Origin of the sequence: Pseudooceanicola sp. (genome assembly GCF_041987405.1) — a bacterium.
Lineage (GTDB): Bacteria > Pseudomonadota > Alphaproteobacteria > Rhodobacterales > Rhodobacteraceae > Pseudooceanicola.
The window spans coordinates 413366-440095 of the sequence record NZ_JBHIWR010000002.1 but is presented as its reverse complement, the minus strand read 5'-3'; the positions used below and the strand labels follow the sequence as shown (position 1 = coordinate 440095).

At 66.1% G+C, this 26730-nt stretch carries 24 protein-coding genes and 2 tRNA genes; 13 read left to right on the top strand and 13 right to left on the bottom strand.

Annotated features, from left to right (window positions below; genetic code table 11):
- Positions 1-64 precede the first annotated feature (64 nt).
- From ACFC2Y_RS06905 to ACFC2Y_RS06895, 3 genes are all read left to right on the top strand, one after another.
- Positions 65-382, top strand: coding sequence for a TIGR02300 family protein (locus ACFC2Y_RS06905; protein ID WP_375173987.1), 318 nt, complete (start codon positions 65-67; stop codon positions 380-382).
- 93 nt (positions 383-475) lie between these two features.
- Positions 476-551: transfer RNA gene (locus ACFC2Y_RS06900), tRNA-Ala, on the top strand.
- Positions 552-803: 252 nt separating this feature from the next.
- Positions 804-1022, top strand: coding sequence for a 4-oxalocrotonate tautomerase family protein (locus ACFC2Y_RS06895; protein ID WP_375173988.1), 219 nt, complete (start codon positions 804-806; stop codon positions 1020-1022).
- A gap of 119 nt (positions 1023-1141) precedes the next feature.
- Here the strand turns inward: ACFC2Y_RS06895 and ACFC2Y_RS06890 are convergent, their stop codons facing one another.
- From ACFC2Y_RS06890 to ACFC2Y_RS06865, 6 genes are all read right to left on the bottom strand, one after another.
- A complete protein-coding gene (locus ACFC2Y_RS06890; protein ID WP_375173989.1) occupies positions 1142-1921 on the bottom strand; it encodes an IclR family transcriptional regulator in 780 nt (259 codons plus the stop codon).
- Between the two features lie 80 nt (positions 1922-2001).
- Positions 2002-4134: an acetate--CoA ligase family protein gene (locus tag ACFC2Y_RS06885; protein WP_375173990.1), complete on the bottom strand. Its 2133-nt coding sequence runs from the start codon at positions 4132-4134 to the stop codon at positions 2002-2004.
- 33 nt (positions 4135-4167) lie between these two features.
- On the bottom strand, positions 4168-5778 hold the full coding sequence (locus ACFC2Y_RS06880; protein ID WP_375173991.1) for an AMP-binding protein: 1611 nt from the start codon (positions 5776-5778) through the stop codon (positions 4168-4170).
- The gene (locus ACFC2Y_RS06875) at positions 5775-6569 is read right to left on the bottom strand and encodes an enoyl-CoA hydratase/isomerase family protein (RefSeq protein ID WP_375173992.1); all 795 of its coding nucleotides are present in this window, start codon (positions 6567-6569) and stop codon (positions 5775-5777) included. Before ACFC2Y_RS06875 ends, ACFC2Y_RS06880 begins: the two co-directional genes overlap by 4 nt.
- Positions 6569-7486, bottom strand: coding sequence for an acyl-CoA dehydrogenase family protein (locus ACFC2Y_RS06870; protein ID WP_375173993.1), 918 nt, complete (start codon positions 7484-7486; stop codon positions 6569-6571). Before ACFC2Y_RS06870 ends, ACFC2Y_RS06875 begins: the two co-directional genes overlap by 1 nt.
- Position 7487: 1 nt before the next feature.
- Complete coding sequence (locus tag ACFC2Y_RS06865; protein ID WP_375173994.1) at positions 7488-8639, bottom strand: acyl-CoA dehydrogenase family protein; 1152 nt, start codon at positions 8637-8639, stop codon at positions 7488-7490.
- Positions 8640-8862: 223 nt separating this feature from the next.
- On the opposite strand from ACFC2Y_RS06865, the gene ACFC2Y_RS06860 reads away from it, so the two are divergent.
- From ACFC2Y_RS06860 to ACFC2Y_RS06845, 4 genes are read left to right on the top strand one after another with little or no spacing between them, the layout of a single operon-like run.
- On the top strand, positions 8863-9993 hold the full coding sequence (locus ACFC2Y_RS06860) for an acyl-CoA dehydrogenase family protein (RefSeq protein WP_375173995.1): 1131 nt from the start codon (positions 8863-8865) through the stop codon (positions 9991-9993).
- Positions 9990-10976 (top strand): acyl-CoA dehydrogenase family protein, encoded by a 987-nt coding sequence (locus ACFC2Y_RS06855; protein WP_375173996.1) that lies wholly within the window; start codon positions 9990-9992, stop codon positions 10974-10976. The genes ACFC2Y_RS06860 and ACFC2Y_RS06855 overlap by 4 nt, the downstream gene beginning before the upstream one ends.
- The gene (locus ACFC2Y_RS06850) at positions 10973-11815 is read left to right on the top strand and encodes an SDR family NAD(P)-dependent oxidoreductase (protein WP_375173997.1); all 843 of its coding nucleotides are present in this window, start codon (positions 10973-10975) and stop codon (positions 11813-11815) included. Before ACFC2Y_RS06855 ends, ACFC2Y_RS06850 begins: the two co-directional genes overlap by 4 nt.
- A gap of 26 nt (positions 11816-11841) precedes the next feature.
- Positions 11842-12954: a class I SAM-dependent RNA methyltransferase gene (locus ACFC2Y_RS06845; protein ID WP_375173998.1), complete on the top strand. Its 1113-nt coding sequence runs from the start codon at positions 11842-11844 to the stop codon at positions 12952-12954.
- A gap of 10 nt (positions 12955-12964) precedes the next feature.
- Here the strand turns inward: ACFC2Y_RS06845 and ACFC2Y_RS06840 are convergent, their stop codons facing one another.
- Together ACFC2Y_RS06840 and ACFC2Y_RS06835 are read right to left on the bottom strand one after the other, a co-directional pair.
- A complete protein-coding gene (locus ACFC2Y_RS06840; RefSeq protein ID WP_375173999.1) occupies positions 12965-14518 on the bottom strand; it encodes a gamma-glutamyltransferase family protein in 1554 nt (517 codons plus the stop codon).
- Positions 14518-15930 (bottom strand): FAD-binding oxidoreductase, encoded by a 1413-nt coding sequence (locus tag ACFC2Y_RS06835; RefSeq protein WP_375174000.1) that lies wholly within the window; start codon positions 15928-15930, stop codon positions 14518-14520. The genes ACFC2Y_RS06840 and ACFC2Y_RS06835 overlap by 1 nt, the downstream gene beginning before the upstream one ends.
- Before the next feature lie 128 nt (positions 15931-16058).
- Between ACFC2Y_RS06835 and ACFC2Y_RS06830 the strand changes: the two genes are divergently transcribed.
- A tRNA-Met gene (locus tag ACFC2Y_RS06830) sits at positions 16059-16135 on the top strand.
- A 29-nt stretch (positions 16136-16164) separates the two neighbouring features.
- Here ACFC2Y_RS06830 and pepT read toward each other — a convergent pair.
- From pepT to ACFC2Y_RS06805, 5 genes are all read right to left on the bottom strand, one after another.
- A complete protein-coding gene (gene pepT / locus ACFC2Y_RS06825) occupies positions 16165-17406 on the bottom strand; it encodes a peptidase T (protein WP_375174001.1) in 1242 nt (413 codons plus the stop codon).
- A 9-nt stretch (positions 17407-17415) separates the two neighbouring features.
- Positions 17416-18894, bottom strand: a complete 1479-nt coding sequence (locus tag ACFC2Y_RS06820) for an aldehyde dehydrogenase family protein (protein WP_375174417.1) — start codon at positions 18892-18894, stop codon at positions 17416-17418.
- A 128-nt stretch (positions 18895-19022) separates the two neighbouring features.
- Positions 19023-20300, bottom strand: coding sequence for an NAD(P)/FAD-dependent oxidoreductase (locus ACFC2Y_RS06815; RefSeq protein WP_375174002.1), 1278 nt, complete (start codon positions 20298-20300; stop codon positions 19023-19025).
- An 89-nt stretch (positions 20301-20389) separates the two neighbouring features.
- Positions 20390-20557 carry a hemin uptake protein HemP gene (hemP, locus tag ACFC2Y_RS06810; RefSeq protein ID WP_375174003.1) on the bottom strand — a complete coding sequence of 56 codons (168 nt, stop codon included), beginning with the start codon at positions 20555-20557 and terminating at the stop codon, positions 20390-20392.
- On the bottom strand, positions 20545-20829 hold the full coding sequence (locus tag ACFC2Y_RS06805) for a DUF2218 domain-containing protein (RefSeq protein ID WP_375174004.1): 285 nt from the start codon (positions 20827-20829) through the stop codon (positions 20545-20547). Before ACFC2Y_RS06805 ends, hemP begins: the two co-directional genes overlap by 13 nt.
- Positions 20830-20955: 126 nt before the next feature.
- Between ACFC2Y_RS06805 and ACFC2Y_RS06800 the strand changes: the two genes are divergently transcribed.
- The 5 genes from ACFC2Y_RS06800 to ACFC2Y_RS06780 all read left to right on the top strand — a co-directional run bounded on the left by ACFC2Y_RS06800 (position 20956) and on the right by ACFC2Y_RS06780 (position 26621).
- On the top strand, positions 20956-21861 hold the full coding sequence (locus ACFC2Y_RS06800) for a siderophore ABC transporter substrate-binding protein (RefSeq protein ID WP_375174005.1): 906 nt from the start codon (positions 20956-20958) through the stop codon (positions 21859-21861).
- A 4-nt stretch (positions 21862-21865) separates the two neighbouring features.
- Entirely contained in the window at positions 21866-22810 is a 945-nt protein-coding gene (locus ACFC2Y_RS06795) for an iron chelate uptake ABC transporter family permease subunit (protein WP_375174006.1), read from the top strand.
- Complete coding sequence (locus ACFC2Y_RS06790; RefSeq protein WP_375174007.1) at positions 22803-23780, top strand: iron chelate uptake ABC transporter family permease subunit; 978 nt, start codon at positions 22803-22805, stop codon at positions 23778-23780. The genes ACFC2Y_RS06795 and ACFC2Y_RS06790 overlap by 8 nt, the downstream gene beginning before the upstream one ends.
- Positions 23777-24529 carry an ABC transporter ATP-binding protein gene (locus ACFC2Y_RS06785; RefSeq protein WP_375174008.1) on the top strand — a complete coding sequence of 251 codons (753 nt, stop codon included), beginning with the start codon at positions 23777-23779 and terminating at the stop codon, positions 24527-24529. Before ACFC2Y_RS06790 ends, ACFC2Y_RS06785 begins: the two co-directional genes overlap by 4 nt.
- A gap of 118 nt (positions 24530-24647) precedes the next feature.
- Positions 24648-26621, top strand: a complete 1974-nt coding sequence (locus tag ACFC2Y_RS06780; protein ID WP_375174009.1) for a TonB-dependent receptor domain-containing protein — start codon at positions 24648-24650, stop codon at positions 26619-26621.
- The last annotated feature ends 109 nt before the right edge of the window (positions 26622-26730 follow it).

Here is a 26730-nt window from a genome sequence, read left to right as displayed (position 1 = left end):
CAAAGTCGCTTATGGCAGTGGACGCGGATCGTCGGCAAGAGATGTCATCTGAAAGGGAACACATATGCCCAAGGAAGAATGGGGTACGAAACGCCTTTGCCCCACCACCGGCAAGCGGTTCTACGACCTGAACAAGTCCCCGATCGTCAGCCCCTACACGGGTGAAGTCGTCGAATTCGACGAGACGAAGAACCGCATGATCGCCGCCGATGCAGAGGATGCGGCGACCAAGAAGGCCAAAGAGGCCGAAGACGAGGATGTCGTCCTGGACGACGATGATGTCGATGTCGATATCGACGACGATCTGCTGGACGACGATGACGATGACGACAACGTCTCTCTCGACGAACTGGCGGATGTTCCGGACGACAGCGACGACTGATTTCCGGCGGCGCGGGGCGGGCGGATTTTTCGCTTGATCAGCCCCACGCCTTCCCATAGAGAACGCCGCACGGGTGAACACACCCGTGCAAATGGGGCCTTAGCTCAGCTGGGAGAGCGCTTGCATGGCATGCAAGAGGTCAGGGGTTCGATCCCCCTAGGCTCCACCAAACTTCCCTTCTGGATTGCTCTACGTAGGTCTGCCCCTTCGGGCAGGCGCGGTTGTTTTGACCGTACAAATCGAGCGGTTGCGGCAGCGCTCAAGACATCACCAGCGTTAACCAGTATTGAGCCTATGATCGCCTCATCCTTGCAGAATTGAACCGTACGACCTGCAACGTCTTTCAAAGGCGCGGCGGCTATGACTGCGATCCTGGTGTTTTCTGGTAAGCTGCTGGCATTTCGAATCTTCAGGAGATGGCATGCCCCTTATTGATATTCACGTCCTGGAAGGTGTTTTCTCGGACGAAGAAAAAGCGCAAATGATTTCGGAGACAGCACGAGCCTTTGGAAAGGTGGCTGGCAAATCGATGCAGGATGCGACCTCGGTGCGCGTTCATGAGGTCCGGAGTGGTTCCTGGGGCGGTGCAGACAGCGTCTGGACAACTGAACGAGCACTGGACCTGAAGCGCGGGGAGTAGTGACTTTCTGTCTCCGGCCGCGTTCCAGCGACAAAGCCTTCAGAGCAGCGTGCGACACCAGAGGTGCCCCATGCCAAAAGTCCGATCCAAATACCGAAACTAAGACGGCCCCTACCCCATCACTGCGCCGCCGCCCGCGCCTTGATCGCGGCGTGAGTCGCGGCGATTTCCTCGTCGATGATGGATTTCCATTCGGCGATGCGGGCCTTGTCGACCTCTGGCGCGTGGGCGGCGATGGAGATGGCGATGTCGGGCTCTTCGGAATGGGCCTTCACCCCGATCCCCAGCCCGTAGATGGAACTGTAGGCGCGGCCCTCGCTTTCGGCATAGCCGGTGCGGCGGGCCTGGGCGACGGCGTCGCGGATGCGCTCGGGAGTGAGATCGGCGAAGGCGTCGAGGTCGGGGGCGACGGCGGCGATCACCCGGTTCACCGTCTCGTCCGGCAGCCCGGCCAGAAGGGCAGTGGCCCCGGCGCCGACGCCAAGGTAGCGGCGCTGTCCGACCTCCACGGGGATCACGCGGATCACGGTCCGCCCCTCGGCCTTGTGGACGCAGACAGCCTCCATCCCCGAGCGGCGCATCAGGTAGGTCGTGACATTGGCCCTGGCGGCAACACGGTCGACAGCGGTGGTCCAGGGCACTAGCTGCAGCACGCGGTCGGTCACGGCGAGGCCTAATTCATAGCTGAGCATGCCGATTTCATAGCGCCGCGATTTGGGATCGTAATGGGCCAGCCCCTCGTCGGTGAGGCATTTCAGGATGCGATGCACGGTCGACCGCGGCAGATCGACCGCCTGGGAGATGCCGCGCAGGGTCGGCGGCTCCTGTTCGGTGACATGGGCGATGCGTTGCAGGATGGCGGCGGCCCGCCGTATTGCCTGTGTTCCGTCCTGGCTCACCCTTCACCTCCACTTGCGCTCTTGACCTGTAACATATTGAGAATTGGCGGGGATCACATCCCCAATCGCAGCCCCTGCACCTATCCGCCAGAAAGAATCGCCAGCCCGTCCACCGCGACGCAGCGGTCGGGCAGGCAAATGAGCGGGTTGATATCGAACTCTGCCAGCCGGTCGGGAAAGTCCGTGGCGAGGCGTGACAGGGCAGCGATGGCCTCTGCCACGGCGGGAAGATCGGCGGGGGCCGCCCCTCGGTACCCGTCGAAAAGCGCCGCGCCACGCAACCCGCGCAGCATATCCAGCGCCTCGTCCCCGGTGACCGGGGCCAGGGTGGTGACCGTGTCCGACAGCAGCTCCGTCAACAGGCCACCCATACCGACGGTCAGGACGGGGCCGAAGCCTTCGGCATTGCGGAACCCGGCGATGACCTCCAGACCCCGGGGGATCATCTCCTGCACCAGAGCACCGTCGATGCGGGCCTCTGGATGGGCCCTGCGGCAGGCCGTCATGATATCGTCGAAGGCCGCGGCGGCCGCAGCTGACCCGCGGATGTTCAGCGCCACGCCCCCAACATCGCTCTTGTGCAGGATATCGGGGCTGTCGACCTTCATCGCCAGATCCACCCGCATCTCCTGCGCCACCTCGGCGGCCATGGCGCGATCGGTCACCAGGCGTTCGGCCGGGATGGCGATCCCGTAGGCCGAGAGTATCGCTTTCGACGCGCTTTCCCCGAGCGCCCGACCGGAGGCGGTGGCGATCAGCGCGCTGGCGCGTTCCCGGGCCTCGGCGGTGGAGGACAGAACGGGGGATGCAGGGCGGTTGCGGCGCGCCTCCCGCTCCGTCCAGGCCTTCATGACGGTGAAAGCCCGTCGCATGGAGCTGAAGACCACGACATTGGGGTCCTGCTCGACCTCGCGGCGGCCCTCGCCCTCCATCAGCTGTGTCATCCAGACATAGACGATCGGCTTGCCGTGTTTGGCGGCCAGGGCACTGAGCCGGGGCTGGCGGGCGGTGGCGATCGGATAGGCGTAGGTATAGCCGAAGACCAGCGCGCCATAGGCCGGATCGCCCAACAGGGCATCTGCGCAGGCCATCAGGGTATCGGGGTCGTTGATGACCCCGGCGGTGACATCGCAGGGATTGCGGGCGGGCACGAAGGAGGGCAGTAGATCCTTCAGGCGGGCCAGCACCTCTGGCTGGGGCTGCGGCATGGGCACATCGGCGATTTCGGCAAAGTCCGACGACATGATCGCCGCCCCGCCAGAGCCCGACAGCATCGCCGCGCCGTCGGCCTTTGGCGCGGGGGCCTTGGCAAAGAACCATGCGGTTTCGACCAGCGCGTCAAAGTCATGAACCGCAATCGCCCCGCCCTTGTCGAACAGCGCCTCCCACAGCTCCGCCGATCCGGCGAGCGAGGCGGTGTGCGACATGGCCGCCGCCGCCCCCTCTTCTCCCACGGCCATCTTGTAGACCACCAATGGCTTGTTCCGGTCCCAGGCGATCTGCGCGGCGCGCAGGAATTTCTGCGGGTCGGCCAGCCCTTCGAAGGCGCAGGCGATGGCGGTGCAGGTCGGCTCGTCGGCCAGGGCGGCGACCCAGTCCGCCACGTCCACATCCGAGGAATTGCCGCAGCTGGCGACATGGCTGATGCCGACGCCGCGATCCATCGCCTGGGCCAGGGCAAAGCCTAGCGCGCCGGACTGGCAGACGACGCCGATGGCGGGCCCGCCCGCCTGTCGGCCCTGCGGGCAGCCGGCAAAGCTGACCCGCGCACCGGAGGTGTAGTTCAGCATGCCGACGCAATTCGGGCCAAGCAGGCGAACCCCGGCCTCTGCCGCGCGGGCGGCGATGCGGGTCTGGGTCGCGCGGGCCTCCTCCGTCCCGATTTCGGAAAAGCCGGAGGCATAGACCATGACGGCGGGTACACCGGCGGCAATGCAATCCTCCAGCAGCCCTTCGACAGAGGCGGCGGGGGTGGTCAGCACCGCCAGGTCCGGCACCTCTGGCAGGGCGGCGAGGCTGGGGTAGCAGCGGACACCGGCGATTTCGTCGTATTTTTCGTTGACCGGATAGAGCGCGCCGTCATAGCCCACCAGGTTTTCCACCGTGCGACCCCCGAAGGACCCCGGGCGGGTGGATGCGCCGATGACCGCGATGCTTTTGGGATCATAGAGGGGCAGAAGCTCTGCCCGCGAATATGGCTCTGTCCGGGTCATCTGGGTTCGGTCCTCAGTTCGGGGCGGCGCGGGTCATGATGTATTCGGCCCCATATCCTGTGCGACCAGCCTGGCCGCGATCTGGCGCAATTCGGGTTTCTGGACCTTGCCGACGGTATTCATCGGCAGGGCCTCCACGATTTCCAGCCGCTCGGGGAACTTCTGCCGGGCGAAGCCGCAGCCGGACAGATGCGCCGTCATCTCCGCCATGCCGAAGGTAGCACCCGGCGCAGGGACGAGGAAGGCGACGACCATTTCGCCCCGTTCCGGCTCCGGCGCGCCGACAAGGGCGACGGCCGCGACATCGGGGTGGGACATCAGGGCGTTCTCGATCTCCAGCGGGCTGATGTTTTCGCCCTTGCGGATGATGATGTCCTTCTTGCGGCCGGTGATGGTGATGAACCGATCGTCGATCACCCGCCCCATGTCCCCCATCAGGAAGAAGCCGTCGGGGGTGAAATTGCCCGCGTCGTGCTCGGGGTCAAGGTAGCCGATGAACATGTTCGGCCCGCGAAAGGCGATCTCGCCTTCGCCGCCCGTTTCCTCCAGCAACCGGACCTCGACCTCCACTTCGCCGTCGGTGTCCGTGCGGGCCATGGCGCTGGCCCGGTCGCGAATACCCGGGCAGGCCAGCGGCACCTCGGTCGAGCCATAGGCGCGGGAAACGACGGCATTGGGAAACCGCTCCAACGCCTGCTGCACCAGATCGGGCGGCACGCTGGCGCCGCCGCAGATGAACCGACGCAGACCGGTCAGGCGCGTTCCGGCTTGTGCGGAGGCCGCCAGCAACCCCTTGAGGAAGGGCGTGGCGCCGGCCATGAAAGTGACCCCTTCGGCGTCGATCCGGGCGACCGCGCGGTCCGGGTCCCAGTGATCTTCGAGGATCGTTCGGCAGCCGGAAATCCACGGAAACTCAAAGGCGTATATCGACCCGCCGATATGGCTGATCGGCGAGGGGACATACATGACATCGCTACTGTCCAGATCCCAGAAAGCCGCCGTATCCCGCACCACAGCATCCAGCGAGGCATGGGTGTGGATCACCCCCTTGGGCCGCCCGGTGCTGCCGGAGGTGAAGATGATCATCTTGGCATCCTCGGGCGCGGGCAGGCGCGGCGCGGCAGGATCATGGGCCAGCAGCGGGTCAAAGGCCGGGCCGTCCGATCCGTCGCCCCGCACGGTAAAGACATGCTCCGGCGCGCCGTCTATGCCGGAGATCAGGGCGCGGTAATCCACCCGCTTGTCCGCCGGGGGGACAAAGACCGCCCTGACACCACATTCGGGCAGGATCACCCCCAGTTCGGCGGCGCGGTAGATCGGCAGCAGCGGCAGGATGCGATAGCCGAAAAGCGCCGCTGTCATGTTGATGACGCAGGCTTCCCACCAGTTGGGCAGTTGAAAGGCGATAACGGCGCCGGGGGCGATCCCCCGGTCCAGCAGGGCGCCGCCCAGACGGCGGGCCATGTCGACCATCTGCGCCCGGGTCACGTCGCGTCTGGCGTCGCTGATGACGATGCGCTGCGGGTCCTCTTCGGCCAGGTGCAGCGCGATCTCCCCCAGGCCGGGGCGCGCGGGGGCGCGGTGGCGGCCCGCCTCTTTCAGCGTGGCGAGCCGGGTCTGCAGCCGATCCTGCGCGGCGGTCATGACTTGTCCTTGTCGCCGATTTTCCGGGTCAGCTCCTCGACCAGGCGTCGGTGATCGTCGCTGCGCACTGACAGCGCCTCATAGGCGATGCCGGGGTCCAGCAGGGCGTGGGCGATGCGTTTCAGTTCCAGATTCATCGTGACCTTGGTCCAGCGGATGGCCTTGGTCGCCCCGGCGATGAGTTTGTCGCACAGCGCATCCACCGCCGCGTCCAGCTCTGCCTCGGGCAGGACGTGGTTCACCAGCCCGATCTCGGCGGCCTTCTGTGCGGTCAGGATCTCGCCAGTCAGCAGGAATTCCTTCGCCCGGTGCATCCCGACCAGCTGCGGCCAGATCACCGCGCCGCCGTCCCCGGCCACCAGACCGATGGCGACATGCGGATCGCCGATCTTGGCGCGGTCGGAGGCAAAGGTGATGTCGCAGAACAGCGCAATCGTCGCGCCAAGGCCGACGGCGGGGCCGTTGATCCGGGCGATGACGGGTTTCTCGATCTCCAGCAGGGTGAAGATCAACCTCTTGGCATTTACCGCCTCGCGATCAAAGAGGTCGGGGTTGTCCATCACCTGCCGCATCTCGCCCAGGTCTCCCCCGGCGGAGAAGGCGCGCCCTGCGCCGGTGATGACGATGACGTCGGAGTCAGGGTCACTGGCAGCAAAGCTCAGCGCCTCGATAATCTCGCCGTGCATGGGACCACCGACTGCGTTCAGGGCGTCGGGCCTGTTCATGGTAATGGTCAGCCGCCGTCCGTCGCGAACCAGCAGAATCGTCTCTAAATCAGGCAAATCACGCATCAATCCCCCCATCTTTCGCGGGCATAGTCGAGGTAGGCCGCAGAGGATCCCCCCATCTCCGCCCGCAGCAGACGGGCGCGATAGGTCCAGCGATGCAACGGATGCTCCAGCGTCAGACCCATGGCGCCCATGAACTGATGCAGATCATAGCCGATACGGGTCGCCATGCCTTGCGCAAATCCCAGGGCGCAGGCGGCATCGCGGGCCGAGCGGCTGTGCGTGGCGCGCAGCATCTGCCATTTGGCCCCCTCGATCTCCACCGCGGCGCCCGCCAGCCGGTGCTGGACCCCCTGAAAGGCACCCAGGGGCTGGCCGAACTGCTTGCGCTCCGACACGTACTGGATGACGGCATCCATCCCGGCCTTGAGCACGCCGGTCAGCTCTGCTGCGGTGGCGATCTGCCACAACACGCGCATCTCGCCGGGGTCACAGTCCAGGCTCTCCCACGTCAGCGCGTCATGATCGACGGTGCCCATGGGATAGGCGTAGAGGCTTTCGACCGTCTGCGCCGCGCCCTGCGGGACGGCGGCATAGGAGACGCCCGCGCCGCTGATCGACACAAGGCCGCGGGCATTGGGCAGATACCGCACCGGGCCGGGGGCGTCGTCGACGACAACCGCCAGCGGGCGCGGCACCTCACGGCTGAGAAAGGGGCGGATCAGCGCGGAGGCACCGCATTCCAGGCAGACGGGGGCCTGAGCGGTTTCATAGACCATGAGCGCGGCGGCGACGGTGCCCAGGTCCGGCTCGCGGGCGGCCTCGAAAAACCCGTTTTCCTCCAGCTGCGCATCGAGGGCTGTGCCGTAATCGTAACGGCCCCAGCCCTCCACGGTGCGGAACTCCGCCTCGGGCGCGCTGAGCATCTGTTCCAGCACGGTGGTGAAGGTTGCCTGATCCTCGTTCAGATCGAACCGCATCTCAGGCCCCCTTTGGAAGGTTCAGGTGACGGCGCGCCACCAGGTTCAGCTGGATTTCCGTCGCGCCGGCGGCGATCCCGGTGACGATGGCCCGTTCGTGATGCGACAGCATCGGCATGTGACTTAGCCCGGAGAAGCAATCGGGCAGGAAATCCATCCCAAAATCCGTCACCTTGTGTTCGGCGGTCACCACGGCGACCCGGGCGAGGTTGGATTCATTGCCAGGCGGCTCGCCCCGCGAGCGGCCATCGACGACCCGGTAGACCTGCAGGCGCGCGGCTTCGCAGGCGGCGGCGGCCTCGGCAGCGCGTGTGCGGACCACGCTGTCGCTGAACTGGCTTCGACGCTTCAGCTCCTCGACCATGGCGTCCAGCTCGGCGGCGCCCATTTCATAGCGCGGAATACCGACCCGTTCGTTGGCCAGCGCGTAGGAGATGATCGACCACCCCTCGCCCTCCTCGCCCAGACGGGCGGCGGCCGGGACGCGGACATCGGTGAAGAAGACCTCGTGAATGTCGCCGTGTCCGATCAGGCTGGGGATCGCGCGCACCTCGATCCCCGGGGTGTCCATCGGCACCAGGAAGATCGCGATGCCGGAACGCCCGCCCTCTGCCCCGCCGGTCTGCGCCAGAAGGAAACAGGTGGAGGCAAGCCCGGCATAGGAGGTCCAGATCTTCTGCCCGTTGATCACATAGTCGTCGCCCTCACGCACCGCCCGGGTGCGCAGCGAGGCGAGGTCGGAGCCGGCATTGGGTTCGGAAAAGCCCTGACACCAGATCGCCTGCCCGGAAGCCATTTGCGGAATGTACTGGGCCTTCTGCGCGTCGGAGCCGTATTTCATCAGGACCGGGCCGATCCAGTTGACGTTCATGTACTGCGCGCCTCGCGGCTCGCCCGCGCGCCACATCTCCTCGCCCAGGATGAAGTGCTCCCACGGCGGACGCGCGGCGCCGCCCCATTCCTCGGGCCAATGCGGAATCAGCAGGCCCTCGGCGGCCAGCTTGGGACAGAAGTCGAGGCTGAAATCCGTCTGCTCCTTCGATCCCGGCCCGTGGCGTGCAATTTCATCCCAGTTGTCGGGAAGCTCACGCTCGAGAAAGGCACGGATACGGGCCCGGTAGGCCGCATCTTCTTCTGTCCAGTTGAAATCCACTCGCCTGATCTCCCATTATATGGGACAATTGTCCTCCTCAAGGCAGACCCGACCATGACGATACGTCCCGGAACTGTCAACCTTCGGACGCTTGACCTTATGGTTTTTTCACGGATACCCTTGTTTTGACAGAGCGGCATCTCGAAAGGGGGATGTTCGGCACACTACCCGGTTTGTCCCATCTTGCGGAACAAACGACGGTCCGACATCAGGGAACGACAGCATGAAGCTCGACGAAACGGAAGAGATGCGCGACTTTCGGATGACCGCGCGCACCTGGCTGGACACCCACGTCCCGGAGGAAAGACCTCCGGCGGAGGGCGCGGCGTCGAGAGAGTTCGCGACGGCCTGGCTGGGCGCGCTGCACGAGGGCGGCTGGGCCGGGCTGGCCTGGCCGGAAGATTACGGCGGCAAGGGGCTTTCGCCCGAGACGCTGCTGATCTGGTACGAGGAATATGTACGCGCGCGGGCACCGTCGACGCTGGACTGCACCTTTGTTGCGCTGAACCACGCGGGGCCGACGCTGATCGCCTGCGGCAGCGACGCGCAGAAGGCCTTTCACCTGCCCCGCATCCTCGATGGCCGGGCGATCTGGTGCCAGGGCTTTTCCGAACCGGGCAGCGGCTCCGACCTCGCCTCGCTCAAGACCACCGGACGGGTGGAGGGCGACCACCTTGTGGTGAACGGTCAGAAGATCTGGTCCAGCTTTGCAGATATCGCGCAGTACCAGGAGCTGCTGATAAGGACGGAGCCAGGCTCCAAACGCCACAAGGGGCTCAGCTGGGTGATTTGCGACATGAGCCTGCCGGGCATCACCGTGCGGCCGATCAAGAATATGGCCGGGGTCAGCCATTTTGCCGAGGTCTTCTATGACGATGTGCGCATTCCCCTGACCGAAGTCGTGGGCGGGCTGCACAATGGCTGGGCTACGGCGATGACCACGCTTGGCTTTGAGCGGCGCACGGCGGCGATGGCGCTACAGCTGGAACTGTCGGTGAAGATCGAAGAGCTGATCGAGATGGCCGGGGCAGCGCCGAGGTCGGCCGTATCAGAGACCCTGTGCGATCTGAGGGCAGAGGCCGCCGCGATCCGCGCCATGACCTATCGCACCGTTCTGCGCGAACCGGAGACGCCCTTTGACGGGTCGCTCGTCCGCCTGGCCTTTGCCGAACTGGCACAGCGCATCCACCGGGCTGCCGCGGATATCCTGGGGCCCGAGGCGCTGACCGACGGGCCGTGGACGCATGATTATCTGGAGAGCTATTCCGAAACCATCGCCGGGGGCACGGCGGAGATCCAGCGCAACATCATCGGGGAACGCATCCTCGGTCTGCCGCGGGAGGCACGGGCATGAGCTTTGACCTGACACCGGGCGAGGACCAGCGCCAGATCCTGGACGCCGCGCAATCCATGCTGGAGATGCACTACCCCGTGGCGCGGCTGCGCGAGGCGGGGCATCAGGAGGATCTGGGCGCGATTGCGGAGTTCGGGACCTATCTGCTGTCCCTGCCCGAAGAGGCGGGCGGCGCGGGGTTTACCTTCGTCGAGGAAGCGCAGCTCCATGCGCTACTGGGGCAACACTTGGTGTCACCGGGGAGCATTGCCGCGGCGGTGGCCGTCCGTATCGCCCTGGCCTCCGGGGACAATGATCTGGCAGAGGCCATGGTTGGCGGGGCACAGACCGTCTGCGCCGGGGTGGCGCGGCCGGACGATCTGCTGTTGATCGAGCCATTTCAGGCGGTACAGGGTCTGATTCTGGCGGGCGACACCCTGCATCTCGTCCCTTTGGCCGGGGTTGATCTGGTCGCGGTCCCGTCCCTCGGACATGGGCGGCCCATGGCGCGCGCCGCGCTGACTCTCGATGGCAGCAATGCGGCGCGGGCCGATGCCGCGACCCGTCATTACCACGCCCTGCTGACCTCCGCCCGGTTGCTCGGCGTGGCGACCTTGGCGCGGGATCTGGCGGTGGACTATGCCAAGACGCGCGAACAGTTCGGCCAGCCGATCGGAGCATTTCAGGCGGTCAAGCATCACTGCGCCAACATGGCCATCGGGGTGGAGATGCTGTCGGCGCAGCTCGACATGGCCGCCATCGCCCTGCGCGACGGGCGGGAGGATGCGGCGTTTCAGGTCGCCGCGATGGCCCGACTGGCCCCGCGCATCGCGCTGGAGAATGCCCGAACCGGCATCCAGGTGCATGGTGGCATCGGGTTTTCGGCCGAGGCGGATGCGCAACTTTGCCTGAAACAGGCTCACATTCTGCGGCAATTCCTTGGCGCGCCGGACCTCATGTCCGAAGATGCGCCCATGGCCCCCCTGCGAAAGGCGAACCCATGACAGACAGCACGCAAACTGTCGCCCTCATCACCGGTGCCTCCAGCGGCATCGGGCTGGTGACGGCACAGACCTTTCTGAAAAACGGTATCGCGGTGGTCGGTGTCGGGCGCGACGAGGGCAAGCTGGCGGAGGCGGCGGAGGCCTGCGCGGGGCTGGCTGCGTTCTTCTCTCCCGTCGCGGTGGATATCACCGCCGATGACGGTCCTGCCCGCGCGGTGGCCCATGCGGTGGCGACATTCGGGCGGCTCGACCATCTGGTAAACAACGCAGGCGCGGGCAGTCCGGAGCCGGTGCATACGACCGACGACGACACCCTCGACGCCTTCCTCGGGTTAATGCTGCGCGCGCCCTTCCGCCTGGCGCGGGAGGCGCTGACGGCCTTTGGAGACACCGCGACCATCGTCAACGTTTCCTCCACCTATGCCATTCTCGGCGGGCTGCGCGGCGGCGCCTATTCCGCCGCCAAGGCCGGGCTGCACGGGCTGACGCAGCATATGGCGGCGCAGTATGGCTCCGCCGGGATCCGCTCCAATGCGGTGGCCCCGGGCGTGATCCCCACGCCCATGACCTTTCACCGGCTGGAGGTCGAGGCCTTTCGCCGGATGAACTACGACATGACCCCGGCGGCCAGGTGGGGTCGGCCGGAGGATGTGGCCGAGGCGATCTGGTTCCTCTCCTCCCCCGCCTCGGGCTGGATCAACGGGCAGGTGCTGGCCGTCGATGGCGGCTGGACCACGACCAAGTACCTCTCCGAGGCCGCGCTGGATGCGGAGCGGGAGCTGAAGCCGACAGACTGGAGCCATTCGGGCCGTCCGCCGGTGATCCTCGGCAAGGGCTAGGCGGGTCCCGCATTTGCCGCTAGTGAATGCGGATGACCGACAGTTTCGACCTTTTCTTCGTCTGCAATCCGGGGCTGGAGCCTGTCCTTTGCGAGGAGGCGCGCGCGGCCGGGTTTGCCGGGACGCGCGTTGTGCCCGGGGGCGTCGAGGCGACGGGCGGCTGGTCAGAGATCTGGCGCGCCAATCTGGAGCTGCGCGGTGCGACGCGAGTACTGGTGCGGGTTGGCGAATTCCGTGCCTTTCATCTGGCACAGCTGGACAAACGCTCGCGCAAGTTCCCCTGGGGCGAGGTGCTGCGCCCGGATGTGCCGGTGAGCGTGGAGGCCACCTGCAAGGCGTCGAAGATCTATCATGACCGCGCGGCGGCACAGCGGGTCGCAAAGGCAATCACCGAAGAGCTGGGCGCGCCGGTGACCAAGGACGCCCCCGTCCGCGTGATGGTACGGATCGAGGACAACCTCGTCACGATCAGCCTCGATACCACGGGGGAGTCCTTGCACAAGCGGGGCCACAAAGCGGCCGTTGGCAAGGCGCCTATGCGCGAAACCCTGGCCGCGCTCTTCCTGCGGCGCTGTGGATATAGCGGGACGGAGACTGTGGTGGACCCGATGTGCGGGTCGGGCACCTTTGTCATTGAGGCGGCGGAGATTGCCCTGGGGATGCAGCCGGGTCGAACGCGCAGCTTTGCCTTCGAACAACTGGCGAACTTTGACGAGGCGGCGGTCGGTACCCTGCGACGGGAGGGGAAAACAGAGACTAACTTGCGCTTTTTCGGCTCTGACAGGGATGCGGGCGCGGTCAAGAATGCGCAGGCCAATGCGGAGCGGGCGGGCGTTTCGGAGGTCACGCAATTTCGCCAGGCCCCGATCAGCGATCTCACCCCGCCCGAGGGCAAACCGGGCCTCGTCATGATCAACCCGCCCTATGGCGGGCGGATCGGCAATCGCAAGATGCTCTTCTCGCTCTATGGTTCCATGGGCGAGGTGCTGAAGACCCGGTTTCGCGGCTGGCGCGTCGGGATTATCACCGACGATGGCGGGCTGGCCAAAGCGACCGACCTGCCCTTCCTGCCCGTGGATCGCGCGGTGGATCATGGCGGGCTGAAGGTGAAGCTCTACCGTACGGATCCCCTGCCCTGATACTCAGAACCTAGACGTCATCTTCGCTCAGCGCGTCGGCCCAGGGGGACATGACCTCTGTGCAGCCGGAATTTGTCGTGCCGGACCGGCGCACCGCCGAGGGACAGGCCCAGGCGAAGGGGTAGACCGCATCGGGCCGGACGCTGATGTCGCGGCCCTTGCGGAGCGTCTCCAGCGTCGCATCTGGCAGGGCCGCATTCGCCAGAAGCGTCTCGCCGGAAATGTCGATTCGAGGATGATGGAAGGCCTGTTCCAGCGTCATGCCCGCGTCGGTCATCAGGGTCGACAGCTGCGCAACAGCGCCCAGGATCTTGCGCCCGCCGGACGCGCCGATGGCAAAACCGCCGGTTTCGTCCCGCACAATGGCTGGGCAGATGTTCATCAGGCAGGGCTGGCCGGGGGCAAGGGAGTTCGGTTTCCCCGGCTCCGGATCGAACCACATGATGCCATTGTTCATCGGGATGCCGGTGGATTGCGACAGGACCCGGGACCCGAAGATCGACAGCAGTGTCTGGGTCACGGCGACCATGTTGCCCTCCCGGTCGACGACGGAGAAATGGCTGGTGCATCCCGGGCTGTCATGGGTTTCGCCGTCGTGGCCCATGGTCGCAAGGCGGTGGTCATAGGCGGCCTTGAGCGCGTCGGCCATGGCAGGCACATCCGGGGTCGCGTTTTCAGGCAGGCGGCGGAAGTAATCGGCCAGGTTCGGACCGGCGGTGAGGCCGGGCATGGCGTGGACCGTGGCCCCGCCGCGCGCAAAACTGAGCGGTTCGTGGAAGGTCGCGCGGTAATCGAGGAGATCCTGCATCGACAGGCTGCCGCCCTTGCCCTGCACATCGGCGACCATGGCGCGCCCGATGTCGCCCTCGTAGAAATCCCGCGCCCCGGCTTCGGCCAGACGCTCCAGCGTGACGGCCATGCCGGAAAAGTCGAGATGCTCCTGCCCCGTGGCGGTCCAGCCGCCGATGCGCGGCCATGTGCCGTCTTCGAGGAAGATCGCGGCAAGGTCCGGGTCCTTGGCGATCAGCCGGGCGGAGGAGGTGGTGAGCAGGGCGGAATACCAGTCGGCCAGCGGGCCTTCCTTTGCGATTGCGGTCGCGGGGGACAGCAGATCGGCCCAGGGCATGGTGGCAAAGCGGCCATGCGCCGCCTCCATCCCTGCGACCATTCCGGGGACGGCGATGGCTGTCGCGCCATGGACGTTGCGATCGTCCTTGACCGCGGGCCAGGGGAAGAGGTCGGAGACACGGCCCTGCCCTGTCAGCGGATAGTCCGCGACATCCAGCGCGGCGGGCGAGCGCATACCGAAGTTCAGCGCATAGGCGCGCTGTTCCTTTTCCCGCCAGATCACCATGGCCCCGCCGCCGCCCGGCCCGCTCATCCACGGCTCCACCACGCCCAGGACGAACCCGGTGGCGATGGCCGCGTCGATCGCGTCGCCTCCCGCGCTCAGCACCTCTGCCCCCGCCCGGGCGGCGCGGGTGTGCTGCGAGGCGACGACACCGGATTCAGTCTCAATTACGGCCTTTTTCACACTTTGCGTGATGGAGAAGTTGGACAGCATCAGTTCGCTCCTTCCGGCGGCAGCAGCTTGCCGGGGTTCATGATGTTCATCGGGTCCAGCGCCGCCTTGATCGCCCTCATGGCGGCCAGGGCGGCCTTGTCCTTGCGCCGCGCCATCGACGACAGTTTGGCAGTGCCGATCCCGTGTTCCGCGCTGAAGGAGCCGCCGAGGTCGAGCACGATATCCTCGACCCGCTCCATGATCTCTTCCTTGCGCGCGGCATCGTCCGAACTGGGCCAGACGGTGTAATGCACATTGCCGTCGCCCAAGTGCGCCACCACGGTGGTCTCGGCACCGGGATCGACATCCTGCAACACGGCATCGGCGCGGCTCAGGAAGACCTCCACCTTGTCGAGCGGCACGGCCACGTCGTTGGTCAGCCGGTTCGGACGCAGCGAGGCGACCTCTGCCGCGGCCTCGCGCCGGGCCCAGAGCTCCTGCCGCTGCGCCTCGTTCCTTGCGACCACGGCGTCGTCGATGCGGCCTTCCTCCAGGTAGCGGGCCAGGATCTCCTCCAGATAACCGACCACGGGGATTTCGCCGGTGTCATCCGGCGTGCAGTCGCGCGGGGTGAGGGCGCCGATCTCCATCAGGATGTTCACCGGATGCGGCTGGTCAAAGGGCAGCCGATGCGCCGGGTTCAGCTTCACATAGTCCTCGACATAGCTGTGCGGCATGTACTCAAAGGCCTCGACCAACCCGCCGGTTTCCTTCTGCACCTCGTTCAGCAAGGGCAGCGCGGCGGAAAGCTCCTTCATGCCGATCATCGCGGTGGCATAAGCGCGGGGCTTCGGTTTCAGCTTCAGCGTCGCGGCGGTGATGACGCCAAGCGTGCCTTCGGCCCCGATCAGCAGGTGGCGGAGGTCATAGCCGGAGTTGTTCTTGTGCAGCCCGCTCATCAGGTCGACGATCTCTCCGGTCGGCAGTACCGCTTCGATCCCCAGGACCAGATCGCGGGTATTGCCATAGCGCAGCACGTTGGACCCGCCAGCATTGGTGCCCAGGAACCCGCCGACACGGGCGGATCCCTTGGCTCCGAAGGTCAGCGGAAAGACCAAGTCCTGCGCCTCGGCCGCGGCGTGGATGTCCGACAGGATCGCGCCCGCTTCCACCACGGCCAGCTGAGCCTCGGGCCGGATTTCGCGGATCGCGGCCATGCGTTCGAAGGAGAGGATCACCGCCTCGCCAATGCCGCCACCGCAGAGGCCGGAGCGCCCCCCGACGGGAATCACCGGGAAGGGGGTCGCATTGGCCAGCTTGACGACAGCCGCGACCTCCTGTGTCGTGGCGGGGCGGACGACGGCCAGCGGCTCCGCATGACGCATGGCCGAAATATCGGTGGCATAGGGCGCCGCATCGGCCCCGGTCAGCACGTTTTTTGCGCCGACAATGGCGGCGAGGTCTTCGATCATCAGGCTCTCCTCCCAAGCCGTGCGATGATGCGCCGGAGGCGGGAGAGTGACAAGGGTATGCCCACGCCGCAAAACCGGGGTTTTCCCGCTTGACCTGTCTGCGGCCTTGGCCTAAACGGCCCCGGTCTGGCGGAGTAGCTCAGTTGGTTAGAGCAGCGGAATCATAATCCGCGTGTCGGGGGTTCAAGTCCCTCCTCCGCTACCATCACCCCCTCAATGCATGCACGACAGCGGTCAGCCCCTGGCCTGTTCACTTGCCCTTTGCAGCAAAGTGAGGCCCAGCTCGGTCGCCTTGGCCATGTCCTGCACCGAGACCCATTCCAGCGGGCCGTGAATCATCTGCATGCCGGTAAAGAGGTTCGGCGTGGGCACGCCCATTTCCGTAAGGCGGGAGCCGTCGGTGCCGCCGCGGATCGGGACGGAGACCGGATCAAGCCCGATTGCGGCGGCGGCGTCGCGCGCCAGGTCGACCGGGGTCATGTCCTTTTCCAGCCAGTAGCGCATGTTGCGATACTGGGGAGCGATGGTGCAGGTGATCTCCGCCCGCGGTTCCGTCGCCTGGACGGCGTCGCAGACCTTGCGCAGGATCTCTCCCTTCTCGGCCAGACCGTCGAGTTCGAAATCGCGCAGGATCAGCTTGATCCGCATCTCGGACGATCCGCCCTCCATGTCGGTGACATGGATGAAGCCCTCGCGGCCCTCGGTCAGTTCCGGGACCATGGTGGATTGCGGCAGCATGGAGACGATGCGCGCGGCCAGATGCGCGGCGTTCACCATCTTGTCCTTGGCATAGCCGGGGTGGATGGAGACGCCTTTTACGATGACTTCCGCCCCGTCGGCGGAGAAGCTTTCATATTCGATCTCGCCCACGCGGCCGCCATCGAAGGTATAGGCAAAATCGGCGCCGAGGTCCTTTGGCAGCTCCGGCCCGACACCGCGGCCGATTTCCTCGTCCGGGGTGAAGGCGACGCGCACCGGGCCATGGGGAATGTCCGGATTCTGCAGCAGATGGTTCATCGCGGTCATGATGATCGCCACGCCCGCCTTGTCGTCGGCGCCAAGCAGGGTCAGACCTGAGGCGGTGACGATGTCATGGCCCTGTTTCGAGCCTAAATAAGGCGAATTACCGGGGGAGAGCACTAGATCGGGATTGTCGGGATAGGTGATGTCGCCGCCGTTGTAGCCCCGGATCACCCGCGGTTTGACACCGGTTGCGTTGAACTGCGGGGCCGTGTCGACATGGGCCAGCAGCCCGATGGTCGGCCCCGGGGCGGTGCCGGGAATGGTGGCCAGAACCACGCCGTAGTCGGTGAGGGTCACATCCTGTGCGCCGATCTCCGTAAGTTCGGCCTGCAGCGTCCGCAGCAGGTCATACTGGATCACCGTGGAGGGTGCGGTCGGGCTGTCGTCGTCTGACTGGGTGTCGACGGCGCAGTAGCGGACCAGCCGCTCCTCGAGTTCGCGATCAAAGCTCATTGTCGTGCCTCAGATGTCAAAGACCACGCCCTGCGCCAGCGGCAGTTCGGTGGAATAGTTGATCGTATTGGTCGCCCGCCGCATATAGGCCCGCCAGGCGTCGGAGCCGCTTTCACGGCCGCCACCGGTTTCCTTTTCGCCGCCGAAAGCGCCCCCGATTTCCGCGCCGGAGGTGCCGATATTGACATTGGCGATGCCACAGTCGGAGCCGCGGGCAGAGAGGAAGGTCTCCATCTCGCGCAGGTCGGTGGTGAAAATCGACGAGGACAACCCGCCGCCGACCGCGTTGTGATCGTCCAGCACCGCGTCGAAATCGGTGTATTTCATCACATAGAGGATCGGCGCGAAGGTTTCGCGCAGGACCGGACCGTCGTGCACCGGCATTTCCACGATGGCGGGGTAGACGTAATACCCGTCCCCCACCACATCGGCCCGGGCGCCGCCCTGCACCGTGCCACCCATGGCCTGCGCTTCTTCCAGCGCCGCGCCCATGCTGTCATAGGCCGCCTTGTCGATCAGCGGGCCGACCAGGGCGTCGGTTTCCAGCGGGTTGCCGACGGTGACGCTGGCATAGGCCTTTTTCAGCGCGGGGACGATCTGGTCATAGATGTCCGCGTGCACGAACAGCCGCCGCATCGTGGTGCAGCGCTGCCCGGCCGTGCCCATGGCGCCAAAGGCGATGGCCCGCAGCGCCATGTCCAGATCGGCGGAGGGGCAGACGATGCCCGCGTTGTTGCCGCCCAGCTCGAGGATGCATTTGCCAAAACGTGCGGCGACCTTGGGCCCGACGATGCGGCCCATGCGGGTCGACCCGGTGGCGGAGACGAGGGCGACTTTTTCGTTCTCGACTAGGGCGTTGCCAACCTCCGGCCCGCCGATCAGGACCTGGCTCAATCCCTCCGGCGCGTCGCTGCCGAACCGGGCCAGGGCCCGGTCCAGCACCGCCTGACAGGCCAGCGCGGTCAGGGGCGTCTTTTCCGACGGTTTCCACAGCACCGGGTCGCCACAGACCAGCGCCAGGGCCGAATTCCAGCACCAGGGGGCGCAGGGGAAGTTGAAGGCGGTGATGATACCGACGACGCCCAGGGGGTGCCAGGTCTCCATCATGCGGTGGCCGGGGCGTTCGGTGGCGATGGTCAGCCCGTAGAGCTGGCGGGAGAGGCCGACGGCGAAATCGCAGATGTCGATCATCTCCTGCACCTCGCCCAGCCCTTCGGAGGGGCTCTTGCCCGCCTCGATCGAAACCATCCGGCCCAGATCCTCCTTGGACCTGCGCAACTCCTCCGCAAAGAGGCGGACCAGTTCGCCGCGGCGCGGGGCGGGCACCATGCGCCAGGTCTTGAAGGCTGCATGTGCGCGGTCGACGGCGGCTTCGGTTGCGGCGACGTCATCTTCGGCCAGGGTCGCCACGACCTCCCCGGTGACGGGGGAGGTGACGGGCATACCGCCGGAATGGGACAGATCCACCGTGGCGCCGCAGGCGGTCATCGTGTCGCGCGTGATCTCGGGAAGGCTCTTGGCGGTCATGGTCGCTCCGTCTGCTGTCAGGTTTGGCGGGTGAATTTGGCGGAACCCTAGCGCCCGGGCCGGGGGAAGGTCTAGCCGGGCGCGGGGCCTTACCGGATTGACCCGAGGGCATGGGCCGCCAAAGCGCCGGTTTCGTACCAAACGCCACGTAGCGCCCTGAACCTTTCTGCATGGTGATCGACCGGGGTCAGCGGCAGATCCCCTTCTTCCCCGGTCAGGGCGGCCTGCGCCAGGGCACGGCCGAACAGCGTACCGGGGCCGATGCCGCGCCCGGAATAGCCGAAGGCGGCGTAACCCCGGGGGCCAAGGCGCTGGATCCGGGGCAGGTGATCGGCGGTGGTGGCGATGCGACCGAACCATTCATGGGTAAAGGGCAGACCGGCAAGCTGGGGGAACAGGCGGCGGAGTTTGCGGCCTGCCCAAAGGCGGTGGACGCCCGACAGCGGATGCCCGAGGCTGCCGATCCCGCCCAGAATGATCCGCCCCGCCGCGTCCCGACGGAAGGAGGACATGACCAGCGCGGTATCCCAGCACCCCTCGCCGCCCGGGAGGATCGTTTCGCCCTGTTCGGGCGGCAGCGGGTCCGTGGCGACCTGAAAGAAGGACAGGGGGGCGAACCTGTTGCGGGCCATGCCATAGGCGTTCGTTGCCTCGATCACCGCATCGGCGCAGATTTCATTGTCGCCGCAGGTGATCCGCCATCCGCCCGGCCCGTGACGGATGGTGTCGGCTCTCATGCCCTCGACAATCTGCGCTCCGGCGGCCCGGGCGGCCCGGGCCAGCCCCCGGGCATAGGCCAGCGGGTTGATCGTCCCCGCGCGCGGGTCAAAGAGCGCGCCATGGACCTGATCGGTACCAACACGCCGACGCGCCTCCTCGGCCGGTAACAGCTGCACCGGCGCGCCGGTGTCGATCAGTTGGCGGTAGCGCCGCTCCAGCTCTGCCATGCCCGACGGCGCATGGGCGCAATGGAGCGTGCCACTGGTGACGGCCTCGCAGTCGATCTGCAGTGTGGAGATCAGATCAAACACCAGCGCCGGACCGGTGGCGAGGACAGAGGTCAGGCGATGCGCGGCCTCCGGCCCCAGTTTCCGGGCCACATCGCCGGGGGGCAGCCACAGCCCTGCGTTGACGAGGCCGACGTTGCGGCCCGATCCGCCGTGGCCAATCTCCCTCGCCTCGAGCAGCAGGGTACTGGCCCCGGTGCGCGCGGCATGCAGCGCGGCGGAGAGGCCGGTGAAACCGCCGCCGATGATGACGAGATCATAGTGGGAGGTGTCAGACAGACCGCCGCCGCCAAACAGCGGAGGGGCGGTGTCGTGCCAGAGGGTTCCGGGCGGAGGAGGTGTGGCAGAGGGATGTGTCATCCCTCTGACCCTAGGCTCTATTCCAGCGAAAAACACCGAAATCCGACATGGGCGTCCGGGCCTTTCGGCGGGGACACCCCGCGCGGGGATTACTTCGTCAGGATCAGTTTGCCCGCCCGCGTGATGCGCAGCGAATAGACCTGGCCGTTCAGTTCGATCTCGGCCCGTGTTCCGTCGCCGGTCAGATCCTGCGCGCGGAATTGCGGCACCCGGTCGGCGACGTGATCGCGTTTGACCTCCCGGACTACTCTTTCCATGTCAGGGCCTCCGGCTCTTCGCGGAAGGCGAAGCGTTTCAGGTGATCCTCGACGATGTACTGCGCCACCTTCAGCCCCTGATCGTCCTCGGCCGTCACCTCGATATCGAGGCCTGATTCGTCGGCTTTCATCTTGGCCGGACCCGGAGGCAGATCGGCGCGCCCTGCCGTGGCGTCGTAGTCCACGGACACCTTGTGGGCAAAGTGTTTGCACAGGGCCTGGAGGTACTTTGAAGCGTTCGGTGTTTCGAACCGCGTCGTGGAGATCAACATGCGGCGTCCCTTTCTGATTCTTTTAGTAAGGTATTTAGTTGACCCATCTTTGGCAAGCCGATAAGCCCTGTGACACCAGCCAGCGTGACATGCGCGAGCCAGAAACATCTTGAGCCGAGGCCTGCCATGTCTCTCTTTCCACGTATTTTTTCCGCTGCAGTTCTGTTTTTTGGCCTGACGGCCGCGGCCCTTGCGCAGCCTGTCACCTTCGACACGGCCCAGGGCAAGATGACGCTGGAGGCCCGGCCGGAAAAGATCGTCGCGCTGGATGTCGCCGCCATTGATACGATCACCGCGCTTGGTGTTCTACCCGCCGGGGTCGTCGCGCCGCTCTATGTCGATTACCTGACCAGTGATCTGGACGCCGCCGCGCCGGTCGGGTCCTTTTTCGAGCCGGACATGGAGGCGATCGCCGCCCTTGCCCCGGACCTGATCGTGGTCGGCCCCCGGTCGGTCGCCATGGCCGATGCCCTGTCGAGGATCGCGCCGGTCGCGGATATGAGCGTCGGCACCGATGCCTTCAAGGACGGCAAGGCACGGCTGATCGCCTTTAGCGAGATGCTGGGCCGCGAGGACGAGGCCAAAGCGCTGGCAGAGGCGCTGGATGCAAAGCTGGCCAGCCTGCGTGCCACGGTCGAGGCCGAGGGCGGGCGCGCGCTGATCCTGATGACTAACGGGCCGAAACTGTCGGTCTTCGGTCCGGACAGCCGCTTTGGCTGGCTGCATACCGAGGTGGGCTTTGCCCCCGCCGTGCCGGACATCGCCGAGAACCGGCATGGCGAGGCCGTGTCCTTTGAATATGTTGCCGAGGCCGATCCCGACACGCTGCTGGTTGTCGACCGGGGCGCCGCCGTCGGAGGCGGGGCAGACGCCGCGCGGGCCACGCTCGACACGCCGCTGATCGCAGGCACCCGGGCGGCGCAATCCGGGCGCGTGATCTATCTGTCACCGGCAGAGTTGTATATCGCGACGGGGGGGATCCTCTCGCTCAACCGCACGATTGACGAGGTCGCGGCAGGGCTGGGAGGTTAGGGCGATGCGCCTGTTCGGCGCGACGCTTCTCTGTGGTCTGATCCTGCTGTCGCTGGCGCTTGGCGCCTCCGACCTGTCATTGCGCGATCTGATCCTGACGCCCGAGGGGCGGGCCATGGCGCTGGAAAGCAGGGTGCCCCGGACCTTGGCCGCACTGCTGGCCGGGGCCGGTCTGGCGATGTCGGGTCAGGTCATGCAGGTGCTGGCCCGCAACCGTTTCATCGAACCCATGACCGCCGGGGCAGGGCAAAGCGCGGCCCTGGGCGTGCTGTTGTGCACCCTGGTCCTGCCGGGCGCGGCCATCGGGGTGAAGATGGGCGCGGCATCCCTGGCCGCGCTGGCGGGCAGCCTGGGGCTGATGGCCCTGATCCGCCCCCTGCCCCCGACACAGCCGCTGCTGGTGCCGCTGGTCGCGCTGGTCTACGGCGGGGTGATCGGCGCGGTGGTCAGCTTTGTCGCCTATCAGGGCGACATGATGCAATTCCTGGGCACCTGGCTGACCGGTGAATTGTCGGGCGTTCTGCGCGGACGGTACGAATTGCTGTGGATCGCCGGACTGGCTTCTGCCGCGACCTATCTGATTGCCGACCGGCTCAGCCTGCTGACCCTGGGCGAAGACAGCGCGCGCGCCCTCGGTCTGAATGTCGGCCTGGTGACTGCGGCGGCGGTTGCGGCGGTGTCGGTGGTCACGGCGATGGTGGTGGTCACGCTCGGCGCCATCCCCTTTGTCGGGCTGGTCGTGCCCAACCTGACCACGCGGCTGACGGGTGACAACCTGCGCCGCGCGCTGCCGCTGACCGCGCTTGGCGGGGCCGTGCTGGTGCTGGCGGCGGATATCCTGGGGCGGGTCATCCGTCAGCCCTACGAAGTGCCGGTGGCGACGACGATTGCGGTGATCGGGGCCGTGGCCTTTGTCATCCTGCTGAACCGCGAGCGGCACCATGTCTGATCCGATGATCCGGCGGCTGGTCGCGCTGTCCGTTGTGTTGGCACTGTCGGCCCTGGCATATGTCTTCGTCGATGCGGCGGGCCCCTGGGATTTCATCCTGCCCTATCGGCTGACCAAGCTGGGAGCGCTGCTGCTGGTCGGCGTGGCCTTGTCGGTGGCGACCGTGCTGTTCCAGACGATCACGGCGAACCGCATCCTCACCCCCTCGCTGATGGGGTTTGACGCGCTCTATGTGCTGATCCTGACCGGGCTGGTCCACTCCATCGGCACGGCGGGTTATGCCGGGCTGTCGCCTGCCCTGCTCTTTGCGCTGAACCTGTCGGCAATGACCGGGCTTGGCCTGCTGCTGTTCGCGGCGCTGATGCGGTTGGCGCGGGGGGATATGGTGCGGCTGGTGCTGACGGGGGTGGTGATCGGCCTGCTGATCCGCGCCCTGACCGAGTTCCTGCAACGGCTGATCGACCCGAGCGAGTTTCAGACCGTGCAATCCATGTCCTACGCGCGGTTCACCCAGATCGACGGGGTCTTGCTGACGGTTTCCTCCGGCACGGTGCTGGTTGGGCTGATCCTGGCCTGGAGAATGCGGTACCGGCTGGATGTGTTGTCCCTGGGCGAGGCCACCGCGACCGGGCTGGGCGAACCCCCGGCGCGGCTGCATCGGCTGGCCCTGCTGACGATCTGCCTGTTGGTGGCCTCGGCGACCGCGCTGGCGGGGCCGCTGGCCTCCGGCAACAGCGGGCCGTCCAGTTTCTTCGGGCTGATCGTGACGGCCTTTGCCCATATCGCCACGCCCACACACAGGCACGCGGTGCTGCTGCCCGCCGCGGCGCTGACCGGCGGGATCATCCTGGTCGGGGGGCAAATGCTGATGGAACGGGTGTTCCATCTGGCCACGCCGCTGACCGTGGTGATCGAATTGATCGGCGGGGCGACCTTCCTTTACCTGCTATTGAAGAGGCGTGCGGCATGATCCGGATTGACGGTGTCGAGCATTCGATCAACGGAACCCCGATCCTGAAAGGGATCGACCTGGAGATCCCGCAGGGCGGGGTCACCGCACTGATCGGGCCGAACGGGGCAGGGAAATCCACCCTGCTGTCGCTGATCGCGCGATTGCAGAAGCTGACCACCGGCCGGATCGAGATCGGCGGGCAGAGGGTCGGGGAGGTCAGCGACCGCGACCTGGCCCGGACCCTGGCCGTGATGGCGCAATCCACCCATGTCAGCGCGCGGTTGAGCGTGGCGGATCTGGTCAGCTTTGGCCGCTATCCCTGGCATCGTGGACGGCCCGGCGCGGCGGATCATGACCATGTCGCAAGGGCGCTGGCGCGGTTCGATCTGACGGGGTTGCAGCACCGGTTCCTCGACGAAATCTCGGGCGGTCAGCGGCAGCGGGCCTTTGTCGCCATGGCCTATGCGCAGGATACGGCTTACCTGCTGCTGGACGAGCCGCTCAACAACCTCGACATCGCGGCGGCGCGCGATCTGATGCGGCTGGTGCGGGAGATGGCGGATCAGGACGGACGCACCGTGGTGATCGTGCTGCATGACATCAACTACGCCACCGCCTTTGCCGACCATTTGGTGGTGATGAAGGAGGGGCGCATCGCCGCCGAAGGCCCCCCGCGGGAGATCGTAACAGAGATGCTGCTGGAGCAGGTCTTCGGCACCCGCGCCACAGTGGAGATCCTAGAGGGACGTCCCGTCGTCCTCGTGTGACGTCATAGTTGACAAAATTACTATGACATCCTAACGCACTCGTGATAGCCAGCCAGACGCCTAACCCTCGTGCGTTCCGCAAGCCTCGAAATTTACATCCTTTTTGGGGAATAGGGTCATGACACGCACCACCCGGGCGATGCTGCTCGCCAGTGTTGCGCTTGTTGCACCACAGGTGCAGGCGCAGGACGTTGTAGAACTGAACACAATCCGCGTCGAAAGCGACGCCGCCCAGGATCTGCTGGGCAACACCGTCGTTTCCGAAGACGAGATCGAGGAGCGCAACGCCGCGTCCACGGACGAGCTCTTCGCCGGGCAGTCCGAGATCATCGCGACAGGCGGGGCGGTTGTCGCCCAGAAGGTGCTGGTGCACGGGATCGAGGAGAGCAACCTTGCCGTGACCATCGACGGCGCGCGTCAGAACAAGGGCGCCTTTCACCACACCGGCAACGTGCCGATCGACCCCTATCTGCTGAAGCGGGTCGAGGTCAGCTCCGGTCTGGCGCCTGCGGATGCGGGGCCCGGGGCCCTGGCCGGGGTGATCGCATACGAGACAAAGGGCGCGCGTGATCTGCTGGACGTGGGCAAGAGTTTTGGCGGCATCACCTCGCTGTCGTTCAATTCCAACGGCAACGGGTTCCGCCGCAACCTGGCGGTCTACGGCATGCAGGGCGGGTTCGAATATCTGCTGGGCTACTCTCGCCAGACCGGCAACGACTACAAGGACGGCAGCGGCGCGGTCATCGGCGGGACCGAGCCGGAGCTGACGGACTACTTCGGCAAGTTCGCCTTCACCTCCGAGTCCGGCAAGCGGGTGGAATTTTCGGCCGAGCATATCTCCGACCGGGGTCTTCGGCCGTTCCAGCTGGGCTATGCGCGGCCGGACTTTGCCAATGTGCCCGGGCGGTCGACGGTCTATGAGGTCGCCACGACCGAGCGGACCAGCTATGTGCTGACCTACACCGATGAAAACCCCGACGGGGCGATCGCGCCGACGATCCAGCTGGCCTACAACCGGCAATATGTCGACCCGGGCCTCGCCAAGGGCGAAAACACCAGCCTCTCCGGCAAGGTCGAGAATGACTTCCTGCTTGGCAATGGCGTGCTGACCGCAGGTGTCGATTTCTTCATCGACGAGGCCACGCCGATCGGGCCGCTTGGGGCCGTGGACGGGACCTATGCCTCGCTCAACAGCGAAAAGGTCGAAAGCATCGGGGTCTATGCCCAGATGCGTCAGGACGTGGGCGACCGGCTGTCCCTGTCCTACGGGATCCGCGCCGATGCGCAGCGGTTCACCGGGGCCAACGGGCAAACCTGGACCGACAGCGGGCTCAGCGCCAATGCCTCTGCCGATGTGATCCTGAACGATGCGCTGACGCTGAACATCGGCGCGGCCTCCGTCTGGGGCGGGTACGAGCTGAACGAAGCAGCGCTGATCAACTTCCAGCAGTTGCGGGGCGGCGTTCTGACCAATGCCTTCGCCACCTATGGCCAGCCCAGCACCAGCCGCGCCACCAACGCGCGGATCGGTCTGCGCTATGAACAGGGGCCGCTGTCGCTGGCCGGTGCGATCTTCCATACGGAGATCAAGGGCGCTGACGATCCCTTCACCGCCGCGACCAGCACCAATGACATCAAGTCCCAGGGGATCGACCTTTCGGCCCGCTATACCGGCGGCCGGGGCTACTTCGAGGCCAACTGGACCTACGCGGATGTGACCACCAACGGCAATACGACCGCCTCCACCGACTATTACATCGGGCGGCCGGTCGGGCATGTCATCGGGCTGTCCGGTGCCTTTGACGTGACGGACGAGATCCGCATCGGCGGCACGGCGGAAATTGCCCTGCGCAATGACGATCCGGCGTCGCTTGGCGCGCTCTATTCCGCGCTGCCGGGCTATGAGGTCGTCAACCTCTGGGCCACCTACAAGCCCCGGTCGATCAAGAACCTCGAGGTCCGTTTCGACGTGAAAAACCTGTTTGACGAGACCTATTCCGGGCGCGGCAACGACGGCGTGGGCTTTTCCCGCGTGACGCCGCTGACCGATCCGGGCCGGTCCTTCGGCGTCACGGCGACCGTCCGGTTCTGACCGGGCTGGCGGTCGGCCCCGACGGGTCGATCGCCCCTCGCGACAAGGCAAAACCGCGTCCCCCGGGGGGCGCGGTTTTCATTTGCGGGTCTGAGGCTGAGGCCGAAGG